The 23,435-nt window shown below is 67.9% G+C and carries 18 protein-coding genes; 8 read left to right on the top strand and 10 right to left on the bottom strand.

Annotated elements, in window-relative coordinates; translation table 11 throughout:
• Positions 1-19: 19 nt before the first annotated feature.
• Positions 20-430 (top strand): OB-fold nucleic acid binding domain-containing protein, encoded by a 411-nt coding sequence (locus tag OO57_RS30580; RefSeq protein WP_081974082.1) that lies wholly within the window; start codon positions 20-22, stop codon positions 428-430.
• Between the two features lie 17 nt (positions 431-447).
• Positions 448-1,197, top strand: coding sequence for a DUF3159 domain-containing protein (locus OO57_RS30575; protein ID WP_234337574.1), 750 nt, complete (start codon positions 448-450; stop codon positions 1,195-1,197).
• Positions 1,198-1,263: 66 nt separating this feature from the next.
• Here the strand turns inward: OO57_RS30575 and OO57_RS30570 are convergent, their stop codons facing one another.
• On the bottom strand, positions 1,264-1,920 hold the full coding sequence (locus OO57_RS30570) for a potassium channel family protein (protein ID WP_033216970.1): 657 nt from the start codon (positions 1,918-1,920) through the stop codon (positions 1,264-1,266).
• A complete protein-coding gene (locus OO57_RS30565; RefSeq protein ID WP_033255966.1) occupies positions 1,920-2,588 on the bottom strand; it encodes a potassium channel family protein in 669 nt (222 codons plus the stop codon). The genes OO57_RS30570 and OO57_RS30565 overlap by 1 nt, the downstream gene beginning before the upstream one ends.
• A 245-nt stretch (positions 2,589-2,833) precedes the next feature.
• Here OO57_RS30565 and OO57_RS30560 point away from each other — a divergent pair, with 245 nt between their 5' ends.
• The 3 genes from OO57_RS30560 (at position 2,834) to OO57_RS30550 (ending at position 8,782) form a co-directional block, all read left to right on the top strand.
• The gene (locus OO57_RS30560) at positions 2,834-4,912 is read left to right on the top strand and encodes an APC family permease (protein WP_033255965.1); all 2,079 of its coding nucleotides are present in this window, start codon (positions 2,834-2,836) and stop codon (positions 4,910-4,912) included.
• Between the two features lie 510 nt (positions 4,913-5,422).
• A complete protein-coding gene (locus OO57_RS30555) occupies positions 5,423-6,754 on the top strand; it encodes a class I SAM-dependent RNA methyltransferase (RefSeq protein ID WP_418909924.1) in 1,332 nt (443 codons plus the stop codon).
• 114 nt (positions 6,755-6,868) lie between these two features.
• Complete coding sequence (locus OO57_RS30550) at positions 6,869-8,782, top strand: TerD family protein (protein WP_033255964.1); 1,914 nt, start codon at positions 6,869-6,871, stop codon at positions 8,780-8,782.
• A 270-nt stretch (positions 8,783-9,052) separates the two neighbouring features.
• On the opposite strand, the gene OO57_RS30545 is transcribed toward OO57_RS30550, so the two are convergent.
• Genes OO57_RS30545 through OO57_RS30530 form a run of 4 tightly spaced genes read right to left on the bottom strand, consistent with a single transcriptional unit; the run spans position 9,053 to position 14,228 of the window.
• Positions 9,053-10,213 carry a TniB family NTP-binding protein gene (locus OO57_RS30545; protein WP_051778458.1) on the bottom strand — a complete coding sequence of 387 codons (1,161 nt, stop codon included), beginning with the start codon at positions 10,211-10,213 and terminating at the stop codon, positions 9,053-9,055.
• Between the two features lie 4 nt (positions 10,214-10,217).
• A complete protein-coding gene (locus tag OO57_RS43055) occupies positions 10,218-12,353 on the bottom strand; it encodes a DDE-type integrase/transposase/recombinase (RefSeq protein ID WP_033255963.1) in 2,136 nt (711 codons plus the stop codon).
• A complete protein-coding gene (locus tag OO57_RS30535; RefSeq protein ID WP_051778457.1) occupies positions 12,350-13,081 on the bottom strand; it encodes a TnsA-like heteromeric transposase endonuclease subunit in 732 nt (243 codons plus the stop codon). Before OO57_RS30535 ends, OO57_RS43055 begins: the two co-directional genes overlap by 4 nt.
• On the bottom strand, positions 13,074-14,228 hold the full coding sequence (locus OO57_RS30530; RefSeq protein WP_033255962.1) for a TniQ family protein: 1,155 nt from the start codon (positions 14,226-14,228) through the stop codon (positions 13,074-13,076). The genes OO57_RS30535 and OO57_RS30530 overlap by 8 nt, the downstream gene beginning before the upstream one ends.
• A gap of 164 nt (positions 14,229-14,392) precedes the next feature.
• Here OO57_RS30530 and OO57_RS47020 point away from each other — a divergent pair, with 164 nt between their 5' ends.
• Positions 14,393-14,632, top strand: a complete 240-nt coding sequence (locus tag OO57_RS47020; RefSeq protein ID WP_051778456.1) for a helix-turn-helix domain-containing protein — start codon at positions 14,393-14,395, stop codon at positions 14,630-14,632.
• 501 nt (positions 14,633-15,133) lie between these two features.
• On the opposite strand, the gene OO57_RS39975 is transcribed toward OO57_RS47020, so the two are convergent.
• Positions 15,134-16,102 (bottom strand): hypothetical protein, encoded by a 969-nt coding sequence (locus OO57_RS39975; RefSeq protein ID WP_051778455.1) that lies wholly within the window; start codon positions 16,100-16,102, stop codon positions 15,134-15,136.
• A complete protein-coding gene (locus tag OO57_RS30515) occupies positions 16,099-16,611 on the bottom strand; it encodes a DUF6932 family protein (protein ID WP_158715284.1) in 513 nt (170 codons plus the stop codon). The genes OO57_RS39975 and OO57_RS30515 overlap by 4 nt, the downstream gene beginning before the upstream one ends.
• A gap of 419 nt (positions 16,612-17,030) precedes the next feature.
• Here OO57_RS30515 and OO57_RS30510 point away from each other — a divergent pair, with 419 nt between their 5' ends.
• Positions 17,031-20,456, top strand: coding sequence for a type ISP restriction/modification enzyme (locus tag OO57_RS30510; protein WP_033255974.1), 3,426 nt, complete (start codon positions 17,031-17,033; stop codon positions 20,454-20,456).
• 169 nt (positions 20,457-20,625) lie between these two features.
• On the opposite strand, the gene OO57_RS30505 is transcribed toward OO57_RS30510, so the two are convergent.
• Positions 20,626-20,949 (bottom strand): transposase, encoded by a 324-nt coding sequence (locus OO57_RS30505; protein ID WP_033255960.1) that lies wholly within the window; start codon positions 20,947-20,949, stop codon positions 20,626-20,628.
• 114 nt (positions 20,950-21,063) lie between these two features.
• Here OO57_RS30505 and OO57_RS41670 point away from each other — a divergent pair, with 114 nt between their 5' ends.
• Entirely contained in the window at positions 21,064-21,324 is a 261-nt protein-coding gene (locus tag OO57_RS41670; RefSeq protein ID WP_081974083.1) for a helix-turn-helix domain-containing protein, read from the top strand.
• 94 nt (positions 21,325-21,418) lie between these two features.
• Here OO57_RS41670 and OO57_RS30500 read toward each other — a convergent pair whose 3' ends face one another.
• Positions 21,419-23,173: a hypothetical protein gene (locus tag OO57_RS30500; protein WP_158715283.1), complete on the bottom strand. Its 1,755-nt coding sequence runs from the start codon at positions 23,171-23,173 to the stop codon at positions 21,419-21,421.
• Positions 23,174-23,435 lie beyond the last annotated feature (262 nt).

Below are 23,435 nucleotides of genomic sequence, written 5' to 3'. Positions count from 1 at the left end.
GAACCGGTACCCTTCCGGCATGAGTGGTGACAACATCGGCGACCAGCCGCAAGGCCGTTTCCGCCGCATGCTGAACCGGCTGACCTCCTCCTCCGAGGAGCTGGAGGCCGAGGAGCTGCGGCAGGACACCGCGGAGGCGGGCTGCACCCCGATCGCCGCCTGCGGCGACCGCGAGGTCGTCACCGTCGCGGGCACGCTGCGCACCGTCACGCTCCGCCCGCGCGCGGGGGTGCCCGCGCTGGAGGCCGAACTGTTCGACGGCACCGAGGCGCTGGACGTGGTGTGGCTGGGCCGACGCTCGATCGTGGGCATCGAGCCGGGCCGCCGCCTGATCGCCAGCGGCCGGATCAGCCACGCACGCGGGCGCCGCGTGCTCTTCAACCCCCGCTACGAGCTGCGTCCGGTGGGACACGGGAGCGAGACCGCGTGAGCAACGAGGCGATTAGCGTGAGCGCGCACGGCCCGAACGGGCCGCAGGGCGGGCCGCAGGACGACGGGCGGCCCGGCGCGTACGAGCAGCCCGCCGCCGGGCAGGAGCCCGAGCGGGACGCCTCGAAGGAGGCCGCCGAGACGGTGCTCAAGGCGTTCGGCGGCGTGCGCGGCATGGTCGACATGACGCTGCCGGGCCTGGTGTACATCGTCGCGTTCAACATCACCCACAAGGTGCCGGCGGCCGCCTGGTCGGCGCTGGCGCTGTGCGCGGTGTTCGTGGTGGTCCGGCTGGCCCGCCGGGAGACCATCCAGCACGCCTTCTCCGGCGTGTTCGGGGTGGCGATCGGCGCCTGGATCTCGATGAAGACCGGCAAGGCCGAGGACTTCTACCTGCCCGGCCTGCTGTGGAACGTCGGCTACTGCCTGGCGCTGGCGGTCTCCGCGCTGGTGCGCTGGCCGATGATCGGCCTGATGCTCGGCCCGATCACCGGCGAGATGTTCACCTGGCGCAAGCAGAACCCGGGCCGGCTGGCCGCCTACACCAAGGCGACCTGGGCCTGGGTGCTGATCATGGGCCTGAAGCCGGTGATCCTGTTCCCGCTGTGGGCCGCCGGGCAGATCAACCTGCTGGGCTGGCTGAAGGTCGCGCTGGGCATCCCGCCGCTGCTGCTGGCGATGTACGTGACCTGGCGGATCCTGCTGACCGCGCCGCCGCCGATCAAGGCGGAGCTGGACGCGGAGGACGAGGAAGAGCCGCAGAAGTGACCTCCCGGACGTGACGGAGGGCCCCGCGCACCGCGCGGGGCCCTCCGTCACGTCCGGGAGGCGGGATCAGCCGGCCAGCAGCGTCTCCAGCTCCTCCTCGCGCTCCTGGGCGGCGACGAACAGCAGCTCGTCCCCGGCCTCCAGGGTGTCGTTGCCGCCGGGGACCAGCACCCGGCCCGCGCGGATGATGGTGACCAGCGCGGTGTCCACTGGCCAGGCGACGTCGCCGACCCGGGTGCCGACCAGGTCGGTGTCGGCGGCGAGGGTCAGCTCGACCAGGTTGGCGTTGCCCTGGGAGAAGCGCATCAGGCGGACCAGGTCGCCGACGCTCACCGCCTCCTCGACCAGCGCCGACATCAGGCGCGGGGTGGAGACCGCGACGTCCACGCCCCAGGACTCGTTGTACAGCCACTCGTTCTTCGGGTTGTTCACCCGGGCGACCACCCGCGGCACGCCGTACTCGGTCTTGGCGAGCAGCGACACCACCAGGTTGACCTTGTCGTCACCGGTGGCGGCGATCACCACGTGGCAGCGCTGCAGCGCCGCCTCGTCCAGCGAGGTGATCTCGCAGGCGTCGGCGAGCAGCCACTCGGCGAGCGGGACGCGCTCCACCGAGATGGAGTTCGGGTTCTTGTCGATCAGCAGGACCTCGTGGCCGTTCTCCAGGAGCTCCCCGGCGATGGAACGGCCGACGGCTCCGGCTCCGGCGATGGCGACGCGCATCAGTGACCAGCCTCCTCGGGGGCCTTCGCGAACGCCGCCTCGACCGCGGTCAGTTCGTTGCGGCGCAGCATCACGTGCACCAGGTCGCCCTCCTGGACCACCATCTGCGGGGTGGGCAGCACGCCCTCGCCGACCCGGGTGACGAACGCCACCCGGACGCCGGCGGCCTCCTCCAGCTCGGCGAGCCGGTGGCCTATCCAGGCCGGGGCGAACGCGACCTCGGCGAGCTGCACGGCGCCCGAAGGGTCCTGCCAGAGCGGCTCGGCGCCGCTGGGCAGCAGCCGGCGCAGCATCTGGTCGGCCGTCCAGCGGACGGTGGCGACGGTCGGGATGCCCAGGCGCTGGTACACCTCGGCGCGGCGCGGGTCGTAGATGCGGGCCGCGACGTGCTCGACGCCGAAGTTCTCGCGGGCCACCCGGGCCGCGATGATGTTGGAGTTGTCGCCGCTGGAGACGGCGGCGAAGGCGCCCGCCTCCTCGATGCCGGCTTCCTTCAGGGTGTCCTGGTCGAAGCCGACGCCGGTGACCCGGCGGCCGTTGAAGCCCGCGCCGAGCCGACGGAAGGCGGTCGGGTCCTGGTCGATGACCGCGACCGAGTGACCCTGTTTCTCGAGCGTTCTGGCGAGGGCGGAGCCTACGCGTCCGCAGCCCATGATGACGATGTGCACGCGCCTACCTCACCCGGTCCGTTGGGGTCATGATCTGCGTAAACACCGCTCATCGTCCTTCCGTGCCCCCGATTTTGGGGGCCTTCTGTCGGCCGCGCCTGTGATCCGACGCGAGGGGCAACTCGGTGTTGCCCGCAAACCCTTCTGTCGACACGCTAGCCGGTCCGCCGAACACAGTCGCGACCAAGGTGGCCCCGCGAGGCATCCGGTGCCATCAACAGCCCTTACGATTCCTTGCTGTGCCTATGCCTGCTGACCTACCGAAACGCATCCTGATCGGGCGTGCGCTGCGCAGCGACAAGCTGGGGGAGACGCTCCTCCCCAAGCGGATCGCGCTGCCGGTGTTCGCCTCGGACGCACTCTCCTCCGTCGCCTACGCGCCCGAGGAGATCCTGCTGACGCTGTCGCTGGCCGGCGCCTCGGCCATCCACTTCTCGTGGCAGATCGGCGTCGTGGTCGCCATCGTGATGCTCGCGGTGGTCGCGTCGTACCGGCAGAACGTGCACGCCTACCCCAGCGGAGGCGGTGACTACGAGGTCGCGACCGTCAACCACGGGTCGAACTCCGGCCTGGTGGTGGCGAGCGCGCTGATGGTCGACTACATCCTCACCGTGGCGGTGTCCACCACCTCCGGCGTGGCCAACGTGGTCTCGGCGGTGCCCGCGCTGCGCGGGCACGAGATGGCGCTGTCGGTGTTCCTGGTCATCGTGCTGATGGGCATGAACCTGCGCGGCGTGCGCGAGTCCGGCTCGGCGTTCGCCGTGCCGACGTACGCCTTCATGGTCGGCGTGATCGGCATGGTGGTCTACGGCATGGTCCGGCACTTCGGGTTCGGGGCCGAGCTGCCCGCGGAGAGCGCCTCGTACCACCTGGCGGCGACGCCCGGCAACGACTCGCTGGCCGGGTTCGCGCTGGTGTTCCTGCTGCTGAAGGCGTTCTCCTCGGGCTGTGCGGCGCTGACCGGTGTGGAGGCGATCTCCAACGGCGTGCCCGCGTTCCGCAAGCCGAAGAGCAAGAACGCGGCGACCACGCTGCTGATGATGGCCTCCATCGCCGTGACGATGTTCATGGGCATCATCTACCTCGCCCACCTGACCGGCACGCAGATGGCCGAGAACCCGACCGAGCAGCTGATCGGCGCGCCCGCGGACTACCACCAGAAGACCGTGCTGGCGCAGATCTCCGAGGCGGTGTTCTCCAACTTCACGCCCGGCTTCTACTTCGTCGCCGCCACCACCGGCCTGATCCTGGTGCTGGCCGCGAACACCGCGTTCAACGGCTTCCCGGTGCTCGGCTCGATCCTCGCCCAGGACCGCTACCTGCCGCGGCAGCTGCACACCCGCGGCGACCGGCTCGCCTTCTCCAACGGCATCGTGCTGCTGGCCGGGGCGGCGATCCTGTTCATCGTGGCGTTCGGCGCCGACCCGAACCGGCTGATCCAGCTGTACATCGTCGGCGTCTTCGTGGCCTTCAACATGAGCCAGTCCGGCATGATCCGGCACTGGACCAGGCTGCTGCGCACCGAGACCGACCCGAAGAAGCGCGCCCACATGCAGCGCAGCCGGGCGATCAACGCCTTCGGCCTGGTGATGACCATGGCCGTGCTGATCGTGGTGCTCGCCACCAAGATCGGCCACGCCTGGATCGCGATCGCCCTGATGGTCGTGCTGTTCGTCGTGATGAAGGCGATCCGCCGCCACTACGACCGGGTCAGCGCCGAGCTCAAGGCCGCCGAGGAGCCCGACGACGTCGCCCCGCCGACCCGGGTGCACGCCATCGTGCTGGTCTCCAAGATCCACAAGCCCGCGCTGCGCGCCCTCGCGTACGCCCGCCTCGCCCGGGCCCAGACCCTGGAGGCCGTCACCGTCAACGTCGACCCGGTGGACACCGCGGCGCTGCGCCAGGACTGGGAGGAGCGCGGCCTCGACGTGCCGCTGAAGGTTCTCGACTCGCCCTACCGCGAGGTCACCGGGCCGGTGCTGGAGTACGTCAAGAACCTGCGCCGCTCCAGCCCGCGCGACGTGGTCGCCGTCTACATTCCCGAGTACGTGGTCGGCCACTGGTACGAGCACCTGCTGCACAACCAGAGCGCGCTGCGGCTCAAGGGACGGCTGCTGTTCAAGCCCGGTGTGATGGTGACCTCCGTACCCTGGCAGTTGGAGTCCTCGGAGCGGCGCAAGGCGCCCAAGGCGTGGTCCGCGCCCGGCGCGGTGCGCCGCGGCGAGCCGCGGCGGCGGCCGACGGCGGGCGGGTCGGGCGATCCGGCCGGGTCCGCCGGTCCGGCCGACGGGTCGGGCGGGTCGGACGCCGCGCCGCGCGACTAGCGTCGGGGTAGCGCCCGCGCTGCCCGTCCGGCCCCCGGATGGCCTTCAATGGGCCCGTGGCGGATCGTTCCCGGTCCGCCGCGGGCCGCCGTGTTCGTGTCCGCCGCACGGTGCTCCACCCGTTTGTGTCCCGCTGTCTCCCGTAAGGAAGCGACCCCCGTGACCCGCAACAACCCGCCCCGCTCCTCCGGTCGCCAGGGCCGCCCCGGCCGCACGTCCGGCGCCAAGCCGGGGCAGGTCGCGCACCCGCGCTGGAGCAACCGGCCCGCCCGGCCCGAAGCCACCGACCGGGAGGGCAACACCGCCCGCAGCCTGCCGCCGGTGCCGGGCGAGCAGCGTCCCGAGAAGCCGGCGAAGGCCGCCCCCAAGGACAAGGCCCCCAAGGACAAGGCCGCGGCGAAGGGCCAGGGCGCCGCCAAGGGCCGGGCCGCGGCGAAGGGCGAGGGCGAGGGCGGGAGGAAGCCGGCCCGGCAGGGGCGCAAGCCCGGGGCGGTGCGGCCGCCGAAGGTGCTGCGGCCCGCGCAGCCGGTGCTGCGGCAGCCCTCCGGGGACCCGCTGGTCGGCGAGCGCTACGAGGTCGAGGTCGGGCCGGTCGCGCACGGCGGGCACTGCGTGGCCCGGCACGAGGGCCGGGTGCTGTTCGTCCGGCACGCCCTGCCCGGCGAGCGGGTCGTCGTGCAGGTCACCGACGGCACCACCACCTCCCGCTTCCTGCGGGCCGACGCGGTGGAGGTGCTGGAGGCGTCCAAGGACCGGATCGAGGCGCCCTGCCCGTTCTCCGGCCCCGGCCGGTGCGGCGGCTGCGACTGGCAGCACGTCACCCCCGGCGGGCAGCGCAAGCTCAAGGCCGCCGTCCTCACCGAGCAGCTCGCCAAGCTGGCCGGCCTCACCCCCGAGGAGGCGCACTGGGACGGCTCGGTCGAACCGGTCGGCGGCAAGCTCCCCGCGGGCGAGGTCCCGGCCTGGCGCACGCGGGTCCAGTACGCGGTGGACGAGGAGGGCGTGATCGGCCTGCGCAAGCACCGCTCGCACGACGTCCAGCCGATCGACCGCTGCCTGATCGCCGCGCCCGGCGTCGCCGAGCTCGGCGTCGAGTCCCGCGACTGGACCGGGGTGGCCGCCGTCGAGGCGATCGCCGCGACCGGCTCCTCCGACCGGCAGGTGATCCTGCGGCCGCTGCCCGGCGAGCAGCTGCCGCTGGTCGAACTGGACCGCGAGACCTCCATCGCGCGGATCGACGACCAGGACCTGTTCCACCGCGTCCACGGCCGCACCTTCGTCCGCGAGCGGGCCGTCGGCCGCACCTGGCGGGTCTCCGAGGGCGGCTTCTGGCAGATCCACCCCGAGGCCCCCGAGACCCTCGTCGACGCCGTCCTCACCGGCCTCGACCCGCAGTGGGGCGAGAGCGCGCTCGACCTGTACTGCGGCGTCGGCCTGTTCGCGGGCGCGCTCGCCGAACGGGTCGGCGAGGAGGGCGCGGTGCTCGGCATCGAGTCCGGCAAGCAGGCGGTGGCCGACGCCCGGCACAACCTGGCCGCCCTGGAGCAGGTCCGGATCGAGTGCGACAAGGTCGAGACCCTGCTGCCCCGCACCGGCATCACCTCCACCGACCTGATCGTCCTCGACCCCCCGCGCGCCGGCGCCGGCCGCGACACCGTCGCCCACCTCAGCTCCCTGGAGGCCCGCCGCATCGCCTACGTCGCCTGCGACCCGGCCGCCCTCGCCCGCGACCTCGCCTTCTTCCGCGAGGGCGGCTACCGGCCGGTCTCGCTGCGGGCGTTCGACCTGTTCCCGATGACCCAGCACTTCGAGTGCGTCGCCATCCTGGAGCCGGTCCGGTAGGGCCGCCGACCCTCCGCCGGCACCGGGTGCCCACCGCCCGGTGCCGGCGGACCGGCCGGGGAAAATCGGCGTTCCGGTTGAAGCGGCCGACGCGCCCGTCCCATCCTTGCTGCCATGCCGCTCGCCTCCCCACCCGACGTGTCCCTCCTGCCCGACTACGCGTACGACTGGGCCCTGGTCGACGTCGAGACGTCCGGCCTGGTCGCCCGGCGTGACCGGGTCCTCTCGATCGCGGTGCTGACCTTCGGCCCGGACGGGATCCAGACCGGGGAGTACTCCACCCTGCTCGACCCGGGCTGCGACCCGGGGCCGGTGCACGTCCACGGCCTGACGGCGGAGCGGCTGCGCGGCGCCCCGGCCTTCGAGCAGGTGGCCGACCGGATCGGGACGCTCCTCCGCGGCCGGGTCATGGTGGCCCACAACGCCCAGTTCGACTACGACTTCCTGGCCCACGAGTTCGCCCGGGCCGGACTGCACCTGCCCGTCGACCGGCGCCTGTGCACCCTGGCCCTGAACCGGAGGGTGGAGCCGCCGGTCGCCGGACTCAGCCTGGCGTCCCTCGCCGAGTACTACGGCGTGCCGCAGACCAGTGCGCACGACGCGCTGGACGACACGCGCGTCCTCGCGGGCATCTTCCGCTCCTCCCTGGCCGAGGCCGTGCGGCTGGGAGTCCCGCTGCCGCTGGTGGCCTGCCCGCCCCGGCAGGACCCGCGGTTCGCGCCGAAGCCGCCGAAGACGCCGTGCGCCTACCGGAACCCGGGCCGTCCGGCGCCCGGGGAGCCGCTGGTCCAGGGCATGAAGATCGCCTTCACGGGCGAGACCGCCGCCTCCCGGGCCGAACTGGTGGCCCGGGCCGTCGGCGCGGGCCTGAACGTCATGTCGTCGGTCAGCCGGCACACCGGCGTCCTCGTCACCAACGACGCGGTCTCGGGCTCCGCCAAGGCGCGGCGGGCGCTCGCGGAGGGCGTCACGGTCGTCGACGAGCAGACCTTCCTCGGACTGCTGGCGCAGGTGCGGCCCGGGACGCCCCACGAAGGGCCGACCGGGAGGAAGCCGCAGCGGGCGGAGAACCCCGCCGCAGCGGGCGGGCCGACCGCGGCACCTACCGCCCCTGCCCCCGTTCCCGTTCCCGTTGCGGTCCCCGTCGCCGTCCCCGTCGCCGCGGCGGCGCCCGTGGCACTGCGCGCGGTCAAGCCGTTCGGCCGCCGCAGGGTGCTCGTGCTGGGCGGCAGCCACGAGGAGGCGTCCGCGGTGCGGGCCAGGGCCGTCGAGCTGGGCGGGACGGCCGCGATCAACCTCTCGGCCGGGGTCACCGACGTCGTCCTCCTCGCCGGTGGCGAGCGCGACCGCCGGATGACCCGGGTCGCGGCGCTGGGGATCCCGGTGCATCCGCGCGAATGGCTCGGCGCCCCCGCCGCGGAGCCGGTCGCGGCCCTCGCTCAGGACGCCGCGGAGCACCGGGACGCCGTGGAGCAGCGGGAGGCGGTGGAGCAGCGGGACGGCGCGGCGGCCGAGGTGCTGCCGCGCGGCGGGGTCATCGACCTCCCGGCCGCCGGGCAGTGGCACGTGGCCGCCTCCTGGGCGCAGCAGGCGCGCTGCGAGATCGACGTCGTCGCCTTCGTCCTCGACGGGGACGAACAGGTCGCCTGCGACGATGACTTCGTCTTCTACGGTGCCCCGGAGAGCCCTGACGGGTCGGTCCGCCTCCTCTGCGACGGCCCGACCGAGCAGACCGTCGCCGTCGACCTCGCGGCGCTGCCGCCCGCCGCCCGCCGGATCGCGATCGCCGCCGCCATCGACGGGACCGACACCTTCGGGGACGTCGGAGCGGTCCAGGTGGCCCTCACCCCGGGCGTCGACGCGCCGGTCGTCGCCCAGGCCACGTTGGACGCCGCCACCAGCGAGCGCACCCTGCTCCTGGCCGAGGTCTACCGCCGCGGCCCGCAGTGGCGCTTCCGGGCCGTCGGCCAGGGCTACGACCACGGCCTGGAAGACCTGGTGCGCGCGTACGGCGTCGAGGTGGAGTAGTTCCGGTTCCGGGACGGCCCGGGCACCCGCCGGCGGGAGGGGCGTTGGCGGATCGAGACGCGTGGCCGGTTTTCGCGGGGGCGTGGGCGGACATGGTGTGTCGGACGGCAGAAAAAAGTTCAGTGAGCGCCCTGCCGACCTGGGAACTGAACTCTTTTCTGCGGTGGATTTCGGAGGCTCTACCGCACGAATGAGTTCAGTGCGCAGTCGGCCCGCTTCAGGCGACAGCGCCGGTAGTCACCAACCGTGACTACCGGCGCTTTGCTCTGGTCAGCCGGCGATGGGCTCGCCTTCATCGCCGTCGGCCTCCGGGCCGGGACTCTCCGGCTCCTCGTGCCCCGAGATGTCGTACGCGGTCTGGGCGTTCTCGTTGATCACGATGCCCTCCATGAGCTTCCGGGTGATCGCCTCGGCGCCTGTCATGACGGCCTCGGTGGCAGACTCCCGGATCAGTTCCGCGAGTGAGCTGATGTTGCCCTCAGTGCGCTCGTAGAGGTACTTCCAGGCTCGCTTGAGAGTGCCGGGCTCGTGTCGGTAGAGGACGAGCGCGGCTTCCATGGAGGCGATGACGCTGACCCAGTCGGCCTTGTCCGGCTTCGCTTCGACGGAGAACGGCCGTATGTGGAGCAGGGTGTTGCGGCCGGAGGTCTGGGTGACCCGGGCCCCGCCGGTGCCCTCCAGGAAGAGGCCGGAGTGCTTGAGGTCGACACCGGTGTAGATGAAGGTCGCGGCGGTGTGGTTGGCGATGAACTTGAGGTGGTCGTTGACGACCTTTCCCTCCTTGAGGGAGAGGTTCATGAAGTGCGCATCGTCGATGATCACCAGCTCCACGCCGCAGCGGCGGAGGTCGGTCAGGACCCGGTTGGTGATGGCGCTCTTGGTCGCGCCGGGCCGGTACGCCATGCCCATGTAGTCGGCCAGGGCGATCGACAGGTCCTTCGGCGTGGCCTGGGAGGGGATATTGATGTACACGACGGGGGTGTAGTCGACCGAGTGGTTGTCGACGCGGTAGCTGCGTTCGAAGCGTTCGGGGAAGTCCCGGCGGAGTTCGTGTTCGAAGTCGGCGGCGAACATCTTCACCAGGGTGGACTTGCCGAGGGTGGCCGGGCCGTCCAGGACGATTCCGCGGCGGGCTCCGGCCGGCTGGCGGGCGTTGGTGAGCATCCGGCGGCGTATCTGGTGGTGGATGGCATCCATCTGGGCGTTGCGGACGATCACCAGCGCGCTGTGGTGGGCGAAGCGGGCTCGGTTGTGCAGGGCCTTCTCCTTGGCGCTGAGCTGCTCGTACATCTCCAAGGAGAGCTTGTCCGGCTTGATCGGCGGTTCGGACGCGAGGTAGGCCCGCCATTCCTCTTTGGTGCGCGGCTCGGCGAGCCCAGGGTGCTGGAAGTGGTTGTCGTCATCGTCGGGGAAGCCGAGGGCGGTTGTCACGGGGTCAGTTCTCCTGGGCGCTGTGGGGGTTCCATACCGCAGCGGGCTGGATGGCGTCGAGGTCGAGGTCGTCGTCCTCAATGGGAAGGTTGGGGACGGCGTGTAGGCCGGGGATGGTGGGCTTGCGGGTCGGCGGTGCGGGGGCCGGCGGAGCCGGTGGCGGCGCGGGCACGGCGGGTGTGGAGCGCAGGGCATCCACGGCCTGGGTGTGGGCCCGGTGGCGGTCGCGGGACCAGCGCTTGCGGGTGCCCTTGGTCCAGGTCTCGGGTGCGTCGGTGCGGTTCTGGAGGTCTCGAAGCGCTTGGGCGATCAGTTCCGGCTTGCTCGGGTCCTGGCCGCGCTGGGCGAGCAGACGTTTGGCCTCGCGCAGGGTGATGTCGGTGAACGGTTGAAGGTCGCTGAGCGCGTGCGTCCAGCGCAGCGTGTACCACTTCTGGTCGCGCGGGTTGTGGAAGTAGGCGTGCAGCAGGTTGCGGGGGTCGTAGCGGATGGGCCACAGCTCGTTCGGGTACGGGGACTTGGCGTTGCGGAACTGGTAGAGGACCTCGGCGTTGTAGACGAGGTGGTTGAGCTCCACGCCGTACGGGTGGATCACCCGGCCCTTGCCGGCGATCGGCAGCAGCTCGTAGTACAGGTTCGGGTCGCGTGGGCAGTCGACGAAGCCGGCCGAGCCCAGCGCCATCGCGTACGCCTCGTTCGGGGAGACCTCAAGGTCGGGGAAGCCGTGCAGGTGCAGCCCGGAGTGGGATTTCTGCTGGTAGACGGCAACGACGTACTCGGCGAAGAACTCGGCGATCTCGTCGACGCTCCAGCGGGCCTGCTCCTCCACGGTTCGGCCGCGGGTGGCAACGCTGAAGCCCTTGTAGCCGGCGACGTGCATGGAGAACTGCTCGCGGATGGTGCCGAAGAGGCGTTCGACGTGCGGCTTGTCGGTGGGCTTGAGCTTGCGCGCGTCCTGGATGTCGATCTTCCAGGAGCGGCAGGCCCGGCGGACGACATCCGACTGGTAGGGCTTGCCGTGGTCGAACAGGAGGGTCTCGGGGTAGATCACCGGGCGGGCGGCCGCCTGGGCGAGGCGTTCGTCCAGCGTGAGCATGCGTTCGTAGGGGACGCGGAGCATCGAGTAGCGCAGGGCGTCGTCCCAGGCCGGCCGCATCGGCTCGGGAGTCATCACGTCCGCGAGCAGGAGACCGATGTCGATGGCCTTGGTGCCCACCGGGGTGAGCCGCCAGGCCAGGATGGACCGGGTCGCCAGGTCGAGCGCGATGGTGAGTTCGAGGCCCTCGGTGCTGTTGGTCGTCGCGTCCCAGGCCAGCACGTCCAGCGGCGTGCTGTCGAGCATGACGACCTGGCCGGGGCGGTGCGCGATGACGTTGCCGAAGGTGCGGTCGGGCTGGTTGGCGCCGGACTGGCGCTGGTAGGCGGGGTCGGAGGGGCGGTGCGTCAGAAGCAGCCGCACGATCCGGCGGAAGGTGTCCTCCTTGGGGAGCGGCACTTCGCCGGTTCCGTAGTCCGCGTCGAGGCGGTTCTGAGTGCGCCTCAGGAAGCGGGTGGTGACCGTGGAGGAGCTGTCCAGTCGCTCTGCGGCCGACTGCTCGCGGATCGCCTGGATGACGCGCGGTTCGACGTTGCGCAGGGGGTTGCGGACCCGTGCCTTGCGTCCGTCCACCAGCGCGAAGAGGCCCTGCTCGTCCCACCGGTCCAGCAGTTTCCACAACCAGCGGTCGCTGACGCCGAGTTCCGCGGCCTTGGCCAGGATGCGTTCGGTCTTCTTCATGTCGGGGTGGTACTGCGGGCGGGGCTCCCCGGCCTGGGCCTTCATCGGATCACCGGACCGGTAGCCGGTGGTCGCCTCCCACAGATGGGCTTCGAGGTCGAGCGCCGCCTGCCTGGCCGCGGGTGCGACGGTGGCGAGCACACCGCCGGGGTCGAGACCCACGTCCTTGGCGTCGGCTTCGGGCGGGGGCTCGGCGAACGCACGGAACGAGGGGTCGGTCAGCAGCTCGGAGAGCATGATCGTGATCCGGTGGCCGGTGATGGACCGCAGCCGGACCAGCGCGCCGTCGGTGGCCACGACCTGGTGGCGTTCGTCCTCGAACTCGATCCAGTCCTCGACCGCGAGCCGGTGGCGCTGGTTCATCGCGTCCTCTCTGGGGTGCTGCTGGTCGCCCACACACGGGTGTGGTCGCGAAGGGGCCGGGCGGTGTCGAAGAGCAGGCGGTGATGCCACATCAGGTGGTAGACCACCGGCCGGACGACCTCGGGATCATGAGGGAAGTCCACGAGGTCCCCGAGGGTGATCGGCTTGGCGGCGAGCGCCAGGACGGGGTCGACCAGGTCGGCCGTGGCGTGCAGCGGGCGCCGGTAGCCGCCCAGCCACTCGACGGTGGCCCACAGTTGCGGGTCCGGGGCGCCGACCATGCGGTAGTCCCATCCGAGCTCCTGGCACGCCTGCCGGGTGCGCTGGGCCTGCTGCACGACACGCGGCTTGGCCAGCTGCTCGGGGTTCTTGACGTCCAGCAGCAGCACTGTGCCGTCGGTGCGGCGGACGAACAGGTCGGGGACGTGGGTCCACTTGCCTTGGGCATCGGCGCCTTCGAAGATGAACGGCTGTGCGGCCAGGACGGCGACCTTGGAGTCGAAGTCCAGCAGCCGCATCCACTGCGCTTCCAGGAAGCTCTCGTAGTCCAGCACGGTGTCGCAGCTGGCTGCCCAGTACGAGCCGGGAGTGTGCCGCATCCCCACGTACGAGGGGATCTCGCGGGCGGGCAGGCAGTCCTCGAAGCGCACCCGCGCTGCCTGGGAAGCCGGTATGAGCCGTTCGATCTCGGCAGCGTCGTAGTAGCGGACGAACAGTTGGTCAGGCACATACCTGACCGGCCGCAGCGTCCGGGTTCTCTTCGGACTCACGCCCGTCCTTCCTGATGCGCAGTGTCGGGCCCGCCCCGGTCGGCGGCCGTTCGGTGGTGTCGTCGTTCAGACAGGCCGGAATCGTCAAGGACTCCGGGACGGAGCCCTGCCAGCGGGCCAAGGCGGCGCTCATCGCCGTCCGGCTCCGGGCGAACAGCAGGGGGGCCGTCAGCGCGAGGACGGCGGCCGCGTGGGCGGCAGTGGGCGGACTCATCCCGAGCTTCGTCCGTGCGCCGCCGTGGCGGGCGCGTCGGCGCACGTCCTGATAGGCCGTGAACGCCTCGGCGGCCTCGGGAGCCAGCGTCGGGCAGTCCGCCAGATCGCTCGGCTCGGCACCCGCCCGGGCGGCTGCGGCCAGGTAGCGCAAGGCGGCGAAGAAGTCAGCCGTCGCCATAGTCCGCCCGGCAACCACTGCAGGGCTCCCGTCTGCGGCCTTCAGCACCAGCTCCTGCAAGTCCGCGAGTAGCGCCGGAACGGTCACGGACGGCAGCTCGGCCAATTCCTGATCACAGCGGGCCGATCGCTGTCCCGCAGCCGCTGAGCGTCGGTTGTTGCACCGCCGCAGGTCCAGGACTCCCGACCGGGTCGGCAGGCCCCCGGGATGCCCGGAGTTCCCGAGTCCGAGCCGGTCCCCGCACGTGGGGCAGGTGTCAACCAGCAGTGTCCGGTGGGTCGGACACACCGCCGCTATGCCCAGGCGCCACCACAGCGGCCACACCGGACGCTCGCTCAGGCACTTCGGGCACGCCCGGGTGCCGGTGAACAGCGCCCACTCACGGTTGCTCAGCCGGGTCACCGACGGTGGCTCGGCCAAGTCCAGCCGGGAGAAGTCCAGGACGCCGTCGGCGTACCGGGCCAGCTGCATGGACCGCAGCTCCTCCTTGTCCAGCCCGGTCGCCGCCCCGATCCGACGCGCACCCAGCTCCGTCAGCGCCACGCCGTAGCACACCGGCCGCACTGCGCGGTCGCTCGAACGGCACTCCAGCCCCACCCGCCGCGCTGTCTCACCCGGCGTCAGCTCCAGATCCACGGCCATCCGATCCACCCACGATGGGAAGGACTCGCCGGCTGCGGGCACCGGCACCGCCGGAAGCCTGCGCGGCATCGCCGACGGCAGTCGCCGCACTGCGGCTCCGCCAGCTGCCGGGCCCAACACGCCGGAAGCCAGCAGCGGCTGCACTGACGCAGTCATGCGGCAACTCCCCTTGGCGCAACAATTGATCTTGTAGGAGACTTCCTACAGCTCGGACTGTACTACGGTTACTGCTCGTGGCGAACAGCGATTCAGACCCGGCCATCCCAGCCCAGCGCGTCCTCTTCGGGCGCCGCCTGCGGGCGCTTCGCGAGCGGAAGGGGCTGACCCAGACCGCCGTGGCGGTAGCAGCTGGCATGGACAGGTCCTTCTACGTCGAACTCGAAACCGCCCGGCACAGCGTCTCGGTGGACCGCATCCCGGCCCTCGCGAAGGCACTGGGAGTCGAGCCCCACGAGCTGTTCACCGAGGACTGACTCGACCCTGGACACCGTTCAGCTGCTGGCCCCTGTACCGCTGCGGGCACTGCCCTGTTGTCTGGCTTCGGTTCCGCTGCCAGCGCCTGGTGGATCATCCTGGAATTGGAAGCGCTCGAACGAGTGGGCTCGTACCACCAGGCGCGGGCCGGAGTCACCTATCAGCAGACTTGGCGGCGTCTGCTGGGACCGCCCCCTCGACGCTGAGCGCACCGGGCGTTGACGGCACTCGGGCGCGTCCGGCAGGCCACACCGTACGTGTAGGAATGAGGACCTGGAGCCCTTCGCTGGTAGGTGATTCACTGGCGGGACACCCTGCGGCCTTTACCGCCGACGGTGGGATGGTCACGTTCGTGATTTCGATGGACATTGACTGCGAGATCGCAAGCCTGGCTCGGTGGTCACGACTGTCGCTTGTGTCTGAGCGCAGACGCCCCAGCGCCGACAGCGGCCACACGCACGATGCAGGTCAAGTGGACGGAACTGAGCCCGCCCGCGAAGTCAGCCGTCCTCGGCGCCGAAGTCGCTTTCGGGGGGCATCTGAGAGATCTGTCCCGCTACCTCGATCAGCCGGTATCGGCGTTGGCTTGCCTTGCCGGAGCCGGACCTGTTGACGAAGCTCTCCAAGGCGACGTCGACCTGGGCGTCGAGGTTCTCCTTGACTGCTGACATGAGGGAGTCGTCCACGTAGCCGTGGATCTCGCCGCCCGCGGGGGTCTCAAAGTAGAAGATCTGCCGCCTGGTCCGAAGACCGTCGAGGCGCCCACGCATGCGGACGACCTGCCGCTCCTCCCGGACGGAGTCCAGGCGCTCCCGGAGAATATTGGCTTGGGGGGCGGTGAGACAGGAGGTGAGCTTCTCGCCGGACCTCTGCCGAAGGGTGAAGTCAATGTTCAGTTTGGGGTTCGGCAGCCCGTGGATCAGGTCGGCAACTGCACGCCTGACCACCGGGGAGGCGCTTGTCAGAGAATCCAGCGATGCCTCGTCGTTGGGGTTCTCCGGTAGAGCCCGCACGAGCTCGATAGCCCCGATCTCAGCCCAGGACGAGCCCGCAGGGAGAAGATTTTCGCTGCCGTCGGCCGTCTCTGACGCAGTTTGCGGGACCAAGTCGACAATGAGCGACCCCATGGCCGTTGCCCTGACGTTGAGGCGGGCAAGGTCAAGGTCCAGCGGCAGCAGCCTGGCGACGTCGGCAAGGCGAGCCCGACGGGCCTTGGCCAGCCGGGCCACGGCACGTTGGAGACGCTGAAGGAAGTCGCCGGCGTCGTTCGCAGAGATCGGGCTTCCCGGGGCCTCGGAGTCCGCGATGCGGAACATCAGGCCCTGAGTGGCCGCCGTCGCGCCCAGGCCCAGTCCCGGAAACCTGGCTGCCGAGGACTGGAGGCTCTCCCGGGCCAGGCGCGAGAGCGGGTCGTCTCCTTGAACACTCGCGAAGGCGCGCTCCCAGGAATCCTGGACACTGCTGGTCACCAGATCACCTCCAGGTAGCCCTTGACCTGTCCTGCCATGATCTCTCCGTCCGGGCCTTTGACGCTCGACCATAGGCCATGCCAATAGTCCTCTAGGGCGGGCTCGCCAGCCACCACGATGAAGCTGTCGATCAGACCGCCCATAGGCTGCACGCGCTCCGCGAGCGTCTTCGGCATCTGCGAGTACACCCCCTGGAGGGTGCGCAGGCTGTCCAGCTTCTCCCAGCCCTCAGGACTCAGTCCTGCAGTGTGGGCCCGGTCGACAAGCAGAGCCAGGTCCATGTCCTTGGGGGGCTCACTCTTGTACGTGCAGAAGCCGCCGTCCAGCCACACGGAACCGCTGGGCAGCACGTCGGCTACCTGTTCCATGTAGATCTCGAACGCACGGAAGATGCGACGGCGCCGGTCGGCATGGGGCGCCTGCTTGACGAACAGCTCGTCTATCTCGGCGAAGGTGGCAAGGTGTCGACCCGGCGGCAGCACCCCGGCCACGGTCAGCTCGGGAATCAAGATCGCCCCTCCCTGCCGGCCGCGCAGGAGCCGACGGTGTCCCAGGGCGGGCACTCTAGCGCACCAGATCCGAACATGGAGTGCCCTTGCCGCACCCCGATGCCGGCACCTCGCAGCCACGCGCTCGCACCGTATCCGAACCATCGCGACCAGCTGCCATCGCCAGAGGCTCGAACGGAGCCGTTGTTATCTAGCCAGTGCTGTCAACCAGCACGGCAGATCAGTAGCCCAAGACCACGTAAGTCAGGTGAGCCAAGTTGGAGCTGCGATCTACCAGCTCCGATCTTGGCTCGATGCTGTCGGCACGTCAGGCACGCGGGTGACGTGATGCTGGCAGCGGCCGAGTTACAGAAGGTCGGCATATCGGACAAATGACCGATCCTTCTCGGTGTGCGGCTGCCGGTAATACGATGGCCCTCGTGGTCACCCTACGTACATACCTCGAACGCCTAAAGGCGATCCACTCAACCGGCGAGGCCGCCCCAGAGACCTCCTACTATGGGCAGCTAGAAGCGCTACTCAACGAGGTAGGGAAGACCCTCACTCCGGTGGTCACGTGCGTCCTGACCACCAAGAATCGCGGTGCCGGGGTACCGGATGGTGGCCTGTTCATCGCAGGCCAGGCCGTGGCCGAGGCCGGGGATTCCGCGATGGCGTCGCGTGCGCCTGAACGCGGAGTCATGGAAGTCAAGGGGGTGTCACAAGATGTCCTTCGAGTCGCAAGATCCGCCCAAGTCAAGCGTTACTTGGAGCGCTACGGCAAAGTCCTAGTTTGCACATACCGCGATTTCGTAATCGTTCGCTTGGATTCCGACGGCGAGGCTCAGACAGGCGAACGATTCACCGTTGCGCCCGATGAGAAATCGTTCTGGGCTCTTGATCCCAAAGAAATCGAAAAGTCGAAGGGCGCCGACTTCCTCGACTACCTCAAGCGAGCGCTTCAGGGCGATGCACCTCTGAGTGCTCCTGCCGACCTTGCGTGGTTCCTGGCCGCCTACGCACGAACCGGGCTATCGCGGGTCGAGCAGGCGGGCGATGTCGAGACGCTCGCGACCCTGAGGAGTTCGCTGGAAGAAGCCCTGGGCTTGCGCTTTGAGGGCAAGGATGGCGACCACTTCTTCCGCTCAGCACTCGTCCAGACACTGTTCTACGGCGTCTTTTCCTCGTGGGCATACTGGTCAGAACAGCAGTCGGAACAGAGTACCAAGCGCTTCACTTGGCGCCAGGCTCAGTGGACACTCTCAGTTCCGATGGTCCGCGTTCTTTTCCAGCAGTTGGCCACCCCGGCAAACCTACCAGTGGGACTGGACGAGGTGCTCGACTGGACAGACGATGTCCTTGCGCGAGTGGACCGCAAACTGTTCTTCCAGCGCTTCGAAGCGGCTGAGGCTGTCCAGTACTTCTACGAGCCATTCCTTCAGGAATATGATCCCGAGCTTCGTCGCGAGCTCGGCGTCTGGTACACACCTCCTGAGGTCGTGCGCTACATGGTAGACCGCGTCGACCACGCGCTACGCACGCAGATAGGACTTCCCCTCGGCCTTGCCGACCCAAAGGTACATGTGCTTGATCCATGTACAGGCACCGGCTCGTACCTAACCGCTGTCCTCGAAAAAATAGTGACCACTTTGAAGGAGCAAAGCGGCGACGGGCTCGTCGCAGCGGAGGCTAAGCAGGCAGTCCTGTCACGCATCCACGGCTTCGAATTGCTACCCGCACCGTTTGTCGTCGCACATCTCAGGATCGGGATCGCCTTGCAGCGCCTGGGCGTTCCGCTCGACGCCAATTCCGGGGAGCGCGCCAGCGTATATCTAACCAATGCCTTGACCGGCTGGGTCGACGACAATAAGCATCCCGTGCTCCCATTTACCGAGTTTTCCGCAGAGCGAGATGCGGCCCGCTCCGTTAAGCGCGATCAGCAAATCCTCGTTGTCCTCGGCAACCCTCCTTATAATGGATTCGCTGGCGTGTCAGGAGACGAGGAAGGCGGGCTCGTTGAGCCCTACAAGGCCAGACTTTCCGAAAAGCCTTGGGATATCACCAAAAACAAGCTTGACGACCTCTACGTCCGCTTCTTTCGCATCGCCGAGCGTCGCATTGCGGAACAGACCGGTAAGGGTATCATCTGCTTCATCAGTAATTCATCATGGCTCGGCGACCCGTCATCTGTCATCATGCGAAAGCGCCTACTGGATGAGTTCAACGATGTCACCGTCGATCATCTAAATGGCGATAGTCGTGAGACGGGAAAGAAGACCCCTGCCGGTGGCAAGGACCCGTCCATTTTCAGCACGCGGTTGAACCCTGCAGGTATCACGCGCGGCGTGGCCATCAGCATGCTCGTCCGAACCAGCGACCATGCCAGCTCGCCAACGATGGTCCGGTATCGCGATTTTTGGGGGCAAGACAAGCGCGAACAGCTCGCTGCCGTCACAGGCGATCCCAACGCCGGCCCCCACTATGAACCCCTCACGCCAGACAAGGACAACTGGTTCCGTCTGGTGCGCTGGACCTCACGCCAGGGGTACGCAGATTGGCCTGCCGTCAACGAGCTGTGTGCCAAGGACCCCATGCTCGGATTGAACGAGAACCGTCAGTTCGCTTTGATCGACGGTGACCGAGATGCCTTGAGCGCTCGCATCAAGAATTACCTGGACCCCAACGTCCCAATTTCGCAGGTCGACCCTCGGCTCGCCACGAAATTCGCGCGCTTCGACCCTGAGAAGGTCCGCAAGCGCATGCTAGAAAAGAATCCGTTCGACGAGCAGCATATCCAACGGTTCCAGTTCCGCCCGCTCGACATGCGATACGCCTACGCCGAGACCGAGGCCAAGCTATGGAACGAATCTCGGCCACTTCTCGTTGCTGCCGCAAAAACATCCTCCCGTTTTCTGATGGTCCGCCGCAACGCTCCACGGGCACTCGATGGTGCAGCTATCCATCTTTCTGATGTCCTTGTAGACCAGAAAGTCCTCTTCACCGACGCATATGCCATTCCGTTCTGGCTTTCTGCCAAGTCGAAGAAACCCGATGACACTCCGTCACTGTTCGATCTAGATGCCGATGAGTCATCCGCAGATTGGCGGCCGAACCTCTCCGGCGGCGCGATGGATTACTTGCGGCAGCTCGGCATCGAAGATGCCGAAACCAACAAGGACAGTGCCATGCTTATCTGGCTGCATGCGCTTGCTATCGGATCCTCTCCGCTCTATGTCGAACAGAACGGAAAAGCAGTACGCTCCGACTGGCCTCACATCCCCCTGCCCAACACCAACGAGGGCCTCCGCGAGTCCGCTGCGCTCGGCGAGCAGGTAGCACTTCTGCTTAACCCAGATGTAGCTGCCGCGGCTTCCCCGCATGACCCCTACCTCCGGACTGTCGCTACTATCGAACGCACTGACGGTAAGCCCGTGAATCCTGGCAATGGGGATCTGGCTGTCACCGCCGGCTGGGGCACAGTTCAGCCACATGCTGTAATGCCAGGCTCCGGAAAATATGATGTCCGCGAGCGTTCTGCCGTTGACAGCGAAGGGCTGACTCAGGAAAGTCGGGATGCCCTAGGCGAGGAGGTGCTCGATATCTACCTGAACGACCATGTTTGGTGGAGAGGGGTACCTGAAGCAGCCTGGGACTACAAGATTGGTGGCTTTCAGGTACTGCGCAAGTGGCTGAGCTATCGCGAAGAGCGCGTTCTCGGCCGGGATCTGACCCCCGCTGAGGCCCGCACTTTCACTACGATCGCGCGCAGGCTCACAGCGCTTGCGCTGCTCGGGAAGAATCTCGACGCAAACTACCTGAAAATCGCAGACTCGGCGCATTCTATTCGGCTTGACGAACGGGCATAGCTCAACGTTTGGCAACGGATCTCGGTTGTCATCCCAGATCCCCGGGCAGCGAGCTCGACAAAGATGAGTAGCCGCCACCTGGGCCCTTCCAAATTGCAGGACGGGCCCAGGGGTGGCTCTCAGCGACCCTGGGTTTGCGCGCCGAGGCCAGCGAATCACTAAGATTCGTTTAGCTTGCAGAAGTTCCATGCTCAATCTCTGCCGCGAAGATCGCGGCTGCCGACTTGAGAATGCTGTTGATTCTGCGCAAATTCGCATTCTCCGCCTCAAGTAGGCGCATCCGCTCGGCATCGCCAGTTGGTGCTCGCGACTCCCACGTCGCCGTAGCGTCAGCTTTGTTGACCCAGTGGCGCAGAACCTCCGGATGGATGCCGAGCAGGTCCCCCACCTCGCGGACGACCCCCGCGCGCCCCGAATCCGCCCGCCTCCGCTCGATCACCAGCTGAACTCCGCGCTCGATCAGCTCGGCCGGGTACTTCCTCCGGGCAGGCATGGCGCTTCCTCTCGAAGAGCCAGCTCCACCGACGGCCTGGCCTGAGGTTAACAGTCTGAAACCACGATCAGCGCCGATTATGCACAGCTGTTCATGGCAGTCAAGTGGGTGTCGATGTTCGAGTCGAACCCGTGTCGCCATCAAAGCCTCCAGGCGCCTCAGCTCCATGCCTTCGGCATGCACCTGAGGCGCCTGCGCAAGGATCGTGGGCTCACCCTTGAAGAACTGGCAAGCAGAAGCGGTCTCAGCTTCCGCGGCGTTGTCTACATCGAGCACGGCCAGCGGAATCCAAGCTTGGTCACGTTGCTCAACCTTGCGCGCGGCCTTGAGGCCGAACCATCTTCGCTGCTTGTCGTCTTTGACGAAGATAATTGAAGTTATGCCAGTTCATCCTCGACCTCGCTGAACCGCCACCAAGAATGAACGCCAAGCTTTGTTGCCGAAGCTTGTAACCGTTAGTGGGTTCTTCCTAATCCAAGCCATGGACCAACCGGGCCGCGTTGTGCACGGCATACGCGCGCCGATGCAGCTCTAGGTCGTACGCTGCCGCCTCGGCGCTACCGCCAGTGAGGAGGATGGAGCCCGTGCCCAGCAGGTGAGCGCTGCCGAGGCACGCGACATCCAGGGTGAGGCTCAACATCTCGGGCGTGAGCTGGCCAAACTGGACACCGTCATTACGGTTGCGAGTCAGATGCAGGACGCCGATGGGTGTGCTGTGGGTGACCTGGCTGAGCAAGCTATAAGCAACACACATCCAACCGGGCTCTGGGTAGGGGTCACCCAACGCCCTGAGCATGCTCTCGATCGACGGAAGCGGTTCGCGACCCTTAGCGATATCGGTAGGTCCCTCGACCACGTTGTCCGGAAATTCGAAGAGCTTCTTGGCGACTTGCTGCCGCACCCCATTCCCGGTTAGCAGCGAGATAGTCGCCTTCTTGCGCGATCGGAACTCATCGAAGTACCGCTTCGAACGCTGGGCGAACTCATCGTCACTGCCGGCCTCAGAGGTCAGCCAACGAAGCCGGGCGGCTTCCTCCAACAGCATCCGGGCAGCGAAAACCGCTGCCACCGGAGCGTTGTCGATCATGGACATCACAGTCTCGAAGAAGGAATGGCCTCCGAGGTAGGCCAAGACAGAGGCGAGCTTCGGATTACCGAAATACGGGCTCGTGTGCCAACTTCGGACATGCTGCTCGTACAGCTCGGCTGCAGCGACCACTGGCCCGGCGTCATTGATGTCAGGCAGCAGGTCCTCGACACCGACAACGACTGAGCCGCGCAGAAATTCCGATCGAGTGGTTGTGAACCTGATCTTCTGCTTACCTGTCGGAGCAGATGCCGCACCCAGGCCGTGCAACGAGGTAGCCGCGTCAGCCACCTCTCGAGTCAACCGCAGTGCCTCCTCGAGGAACGTCTTCTGGTCGACTTCCTCCGGCCAGCTCTCAGGGGCTGCCGCACATACTCCGAGCAGGGTGACCGTCACACCCACCGCAGCCGTGTGCATGAACAGCGCCTCATGGTCCGGACGGAGATCATGACCGGGCACACCTCCCTCGGCAAGGCTGCTTTCGAGACCGAGAAGGTTCCCGTGGCCCGCATGGGCCAGGACCATCACTGCGCCTCGCAGCCCTGCGAGACCAAGCAGCTGCCGTGCTGATGAGAGAAGATCCTGCACCGCATCACCCGAAGGCAGAGCATCCTCAGCTGGTCTAGCCAAGAACGTGTCGATGAGCTCATTCTCCGCCGGCATCGACGGTGCTTGCCACCACTGGGGCGACCCTCCCGTCAGATCAGTCACCTCAAGCAGCGGCGCGAACCAGCGCGGCAGGATCGGACAGGTGGCCTCGTGACGTTCGAGACTCGCCAGGATCGTGTTGCGTTCCTCCAGCATGCTCCCAAGTAGCGCTGCTCTTCGCTCGTCAGGGGCCTCTCCGATCCACTGCCACCGGAGGCCGTCAACGAAGACGCTCCTAGCCAATGCACCCATGACGGTCCCGCCAAAGCTGGCACCGATCAGAGACTCAGCGCTCTCGTAGCAGAATCTCGCGAAGGGAAACGCCGACTCGGCAAAGAACAGGTCACCCTCGTCCTCATAGTGCACAACACAGGGCAACTCGCGCAGATGAAGCCGCAGGGCACGTGTCGCAGCCCGAAGGCGGAGTGTTTCAGCACTTGACGTTCGCCCATCAGGACGGGTCGCGTCTCCGGTATCGAGATCACCCACGGCGTCCCCTCCTTGCACAGCCCGACCCCGCGATCAGCCGAGCGGCGGTGTCCGATCTGGCCGATCCAGCCTAACTACGACCGATTCGCTGGTCCATCGGATTCCGGTGGACAGCTCCCGGAGAGGCGTCGGTCCGGCACCACAGTCCAGCCAGGGCCACGGCTGTCGGCGCCGGGTGAAAGCTGACCGCTGAACGGCGGATCAAATGGGACCCACCTCGCAGTCGTCTGATCATCCTGATCTTCAGAGGTCAGGAGGAGAG

The sequence above is a fragment of the Kitasatospora phosalacinea genome, assembly GCF_000717185.1.
Taxonomy (GTDB): Bacteria; Actinomycetota; Actinomycetes; order Streptomycetales; family Streptomycetaceae; genus Kitasatospora; species Kitasatospora phosalacinea_A.
This window is presented reverse-complemented; position numbering and strand designations above follow the sequence as displayed.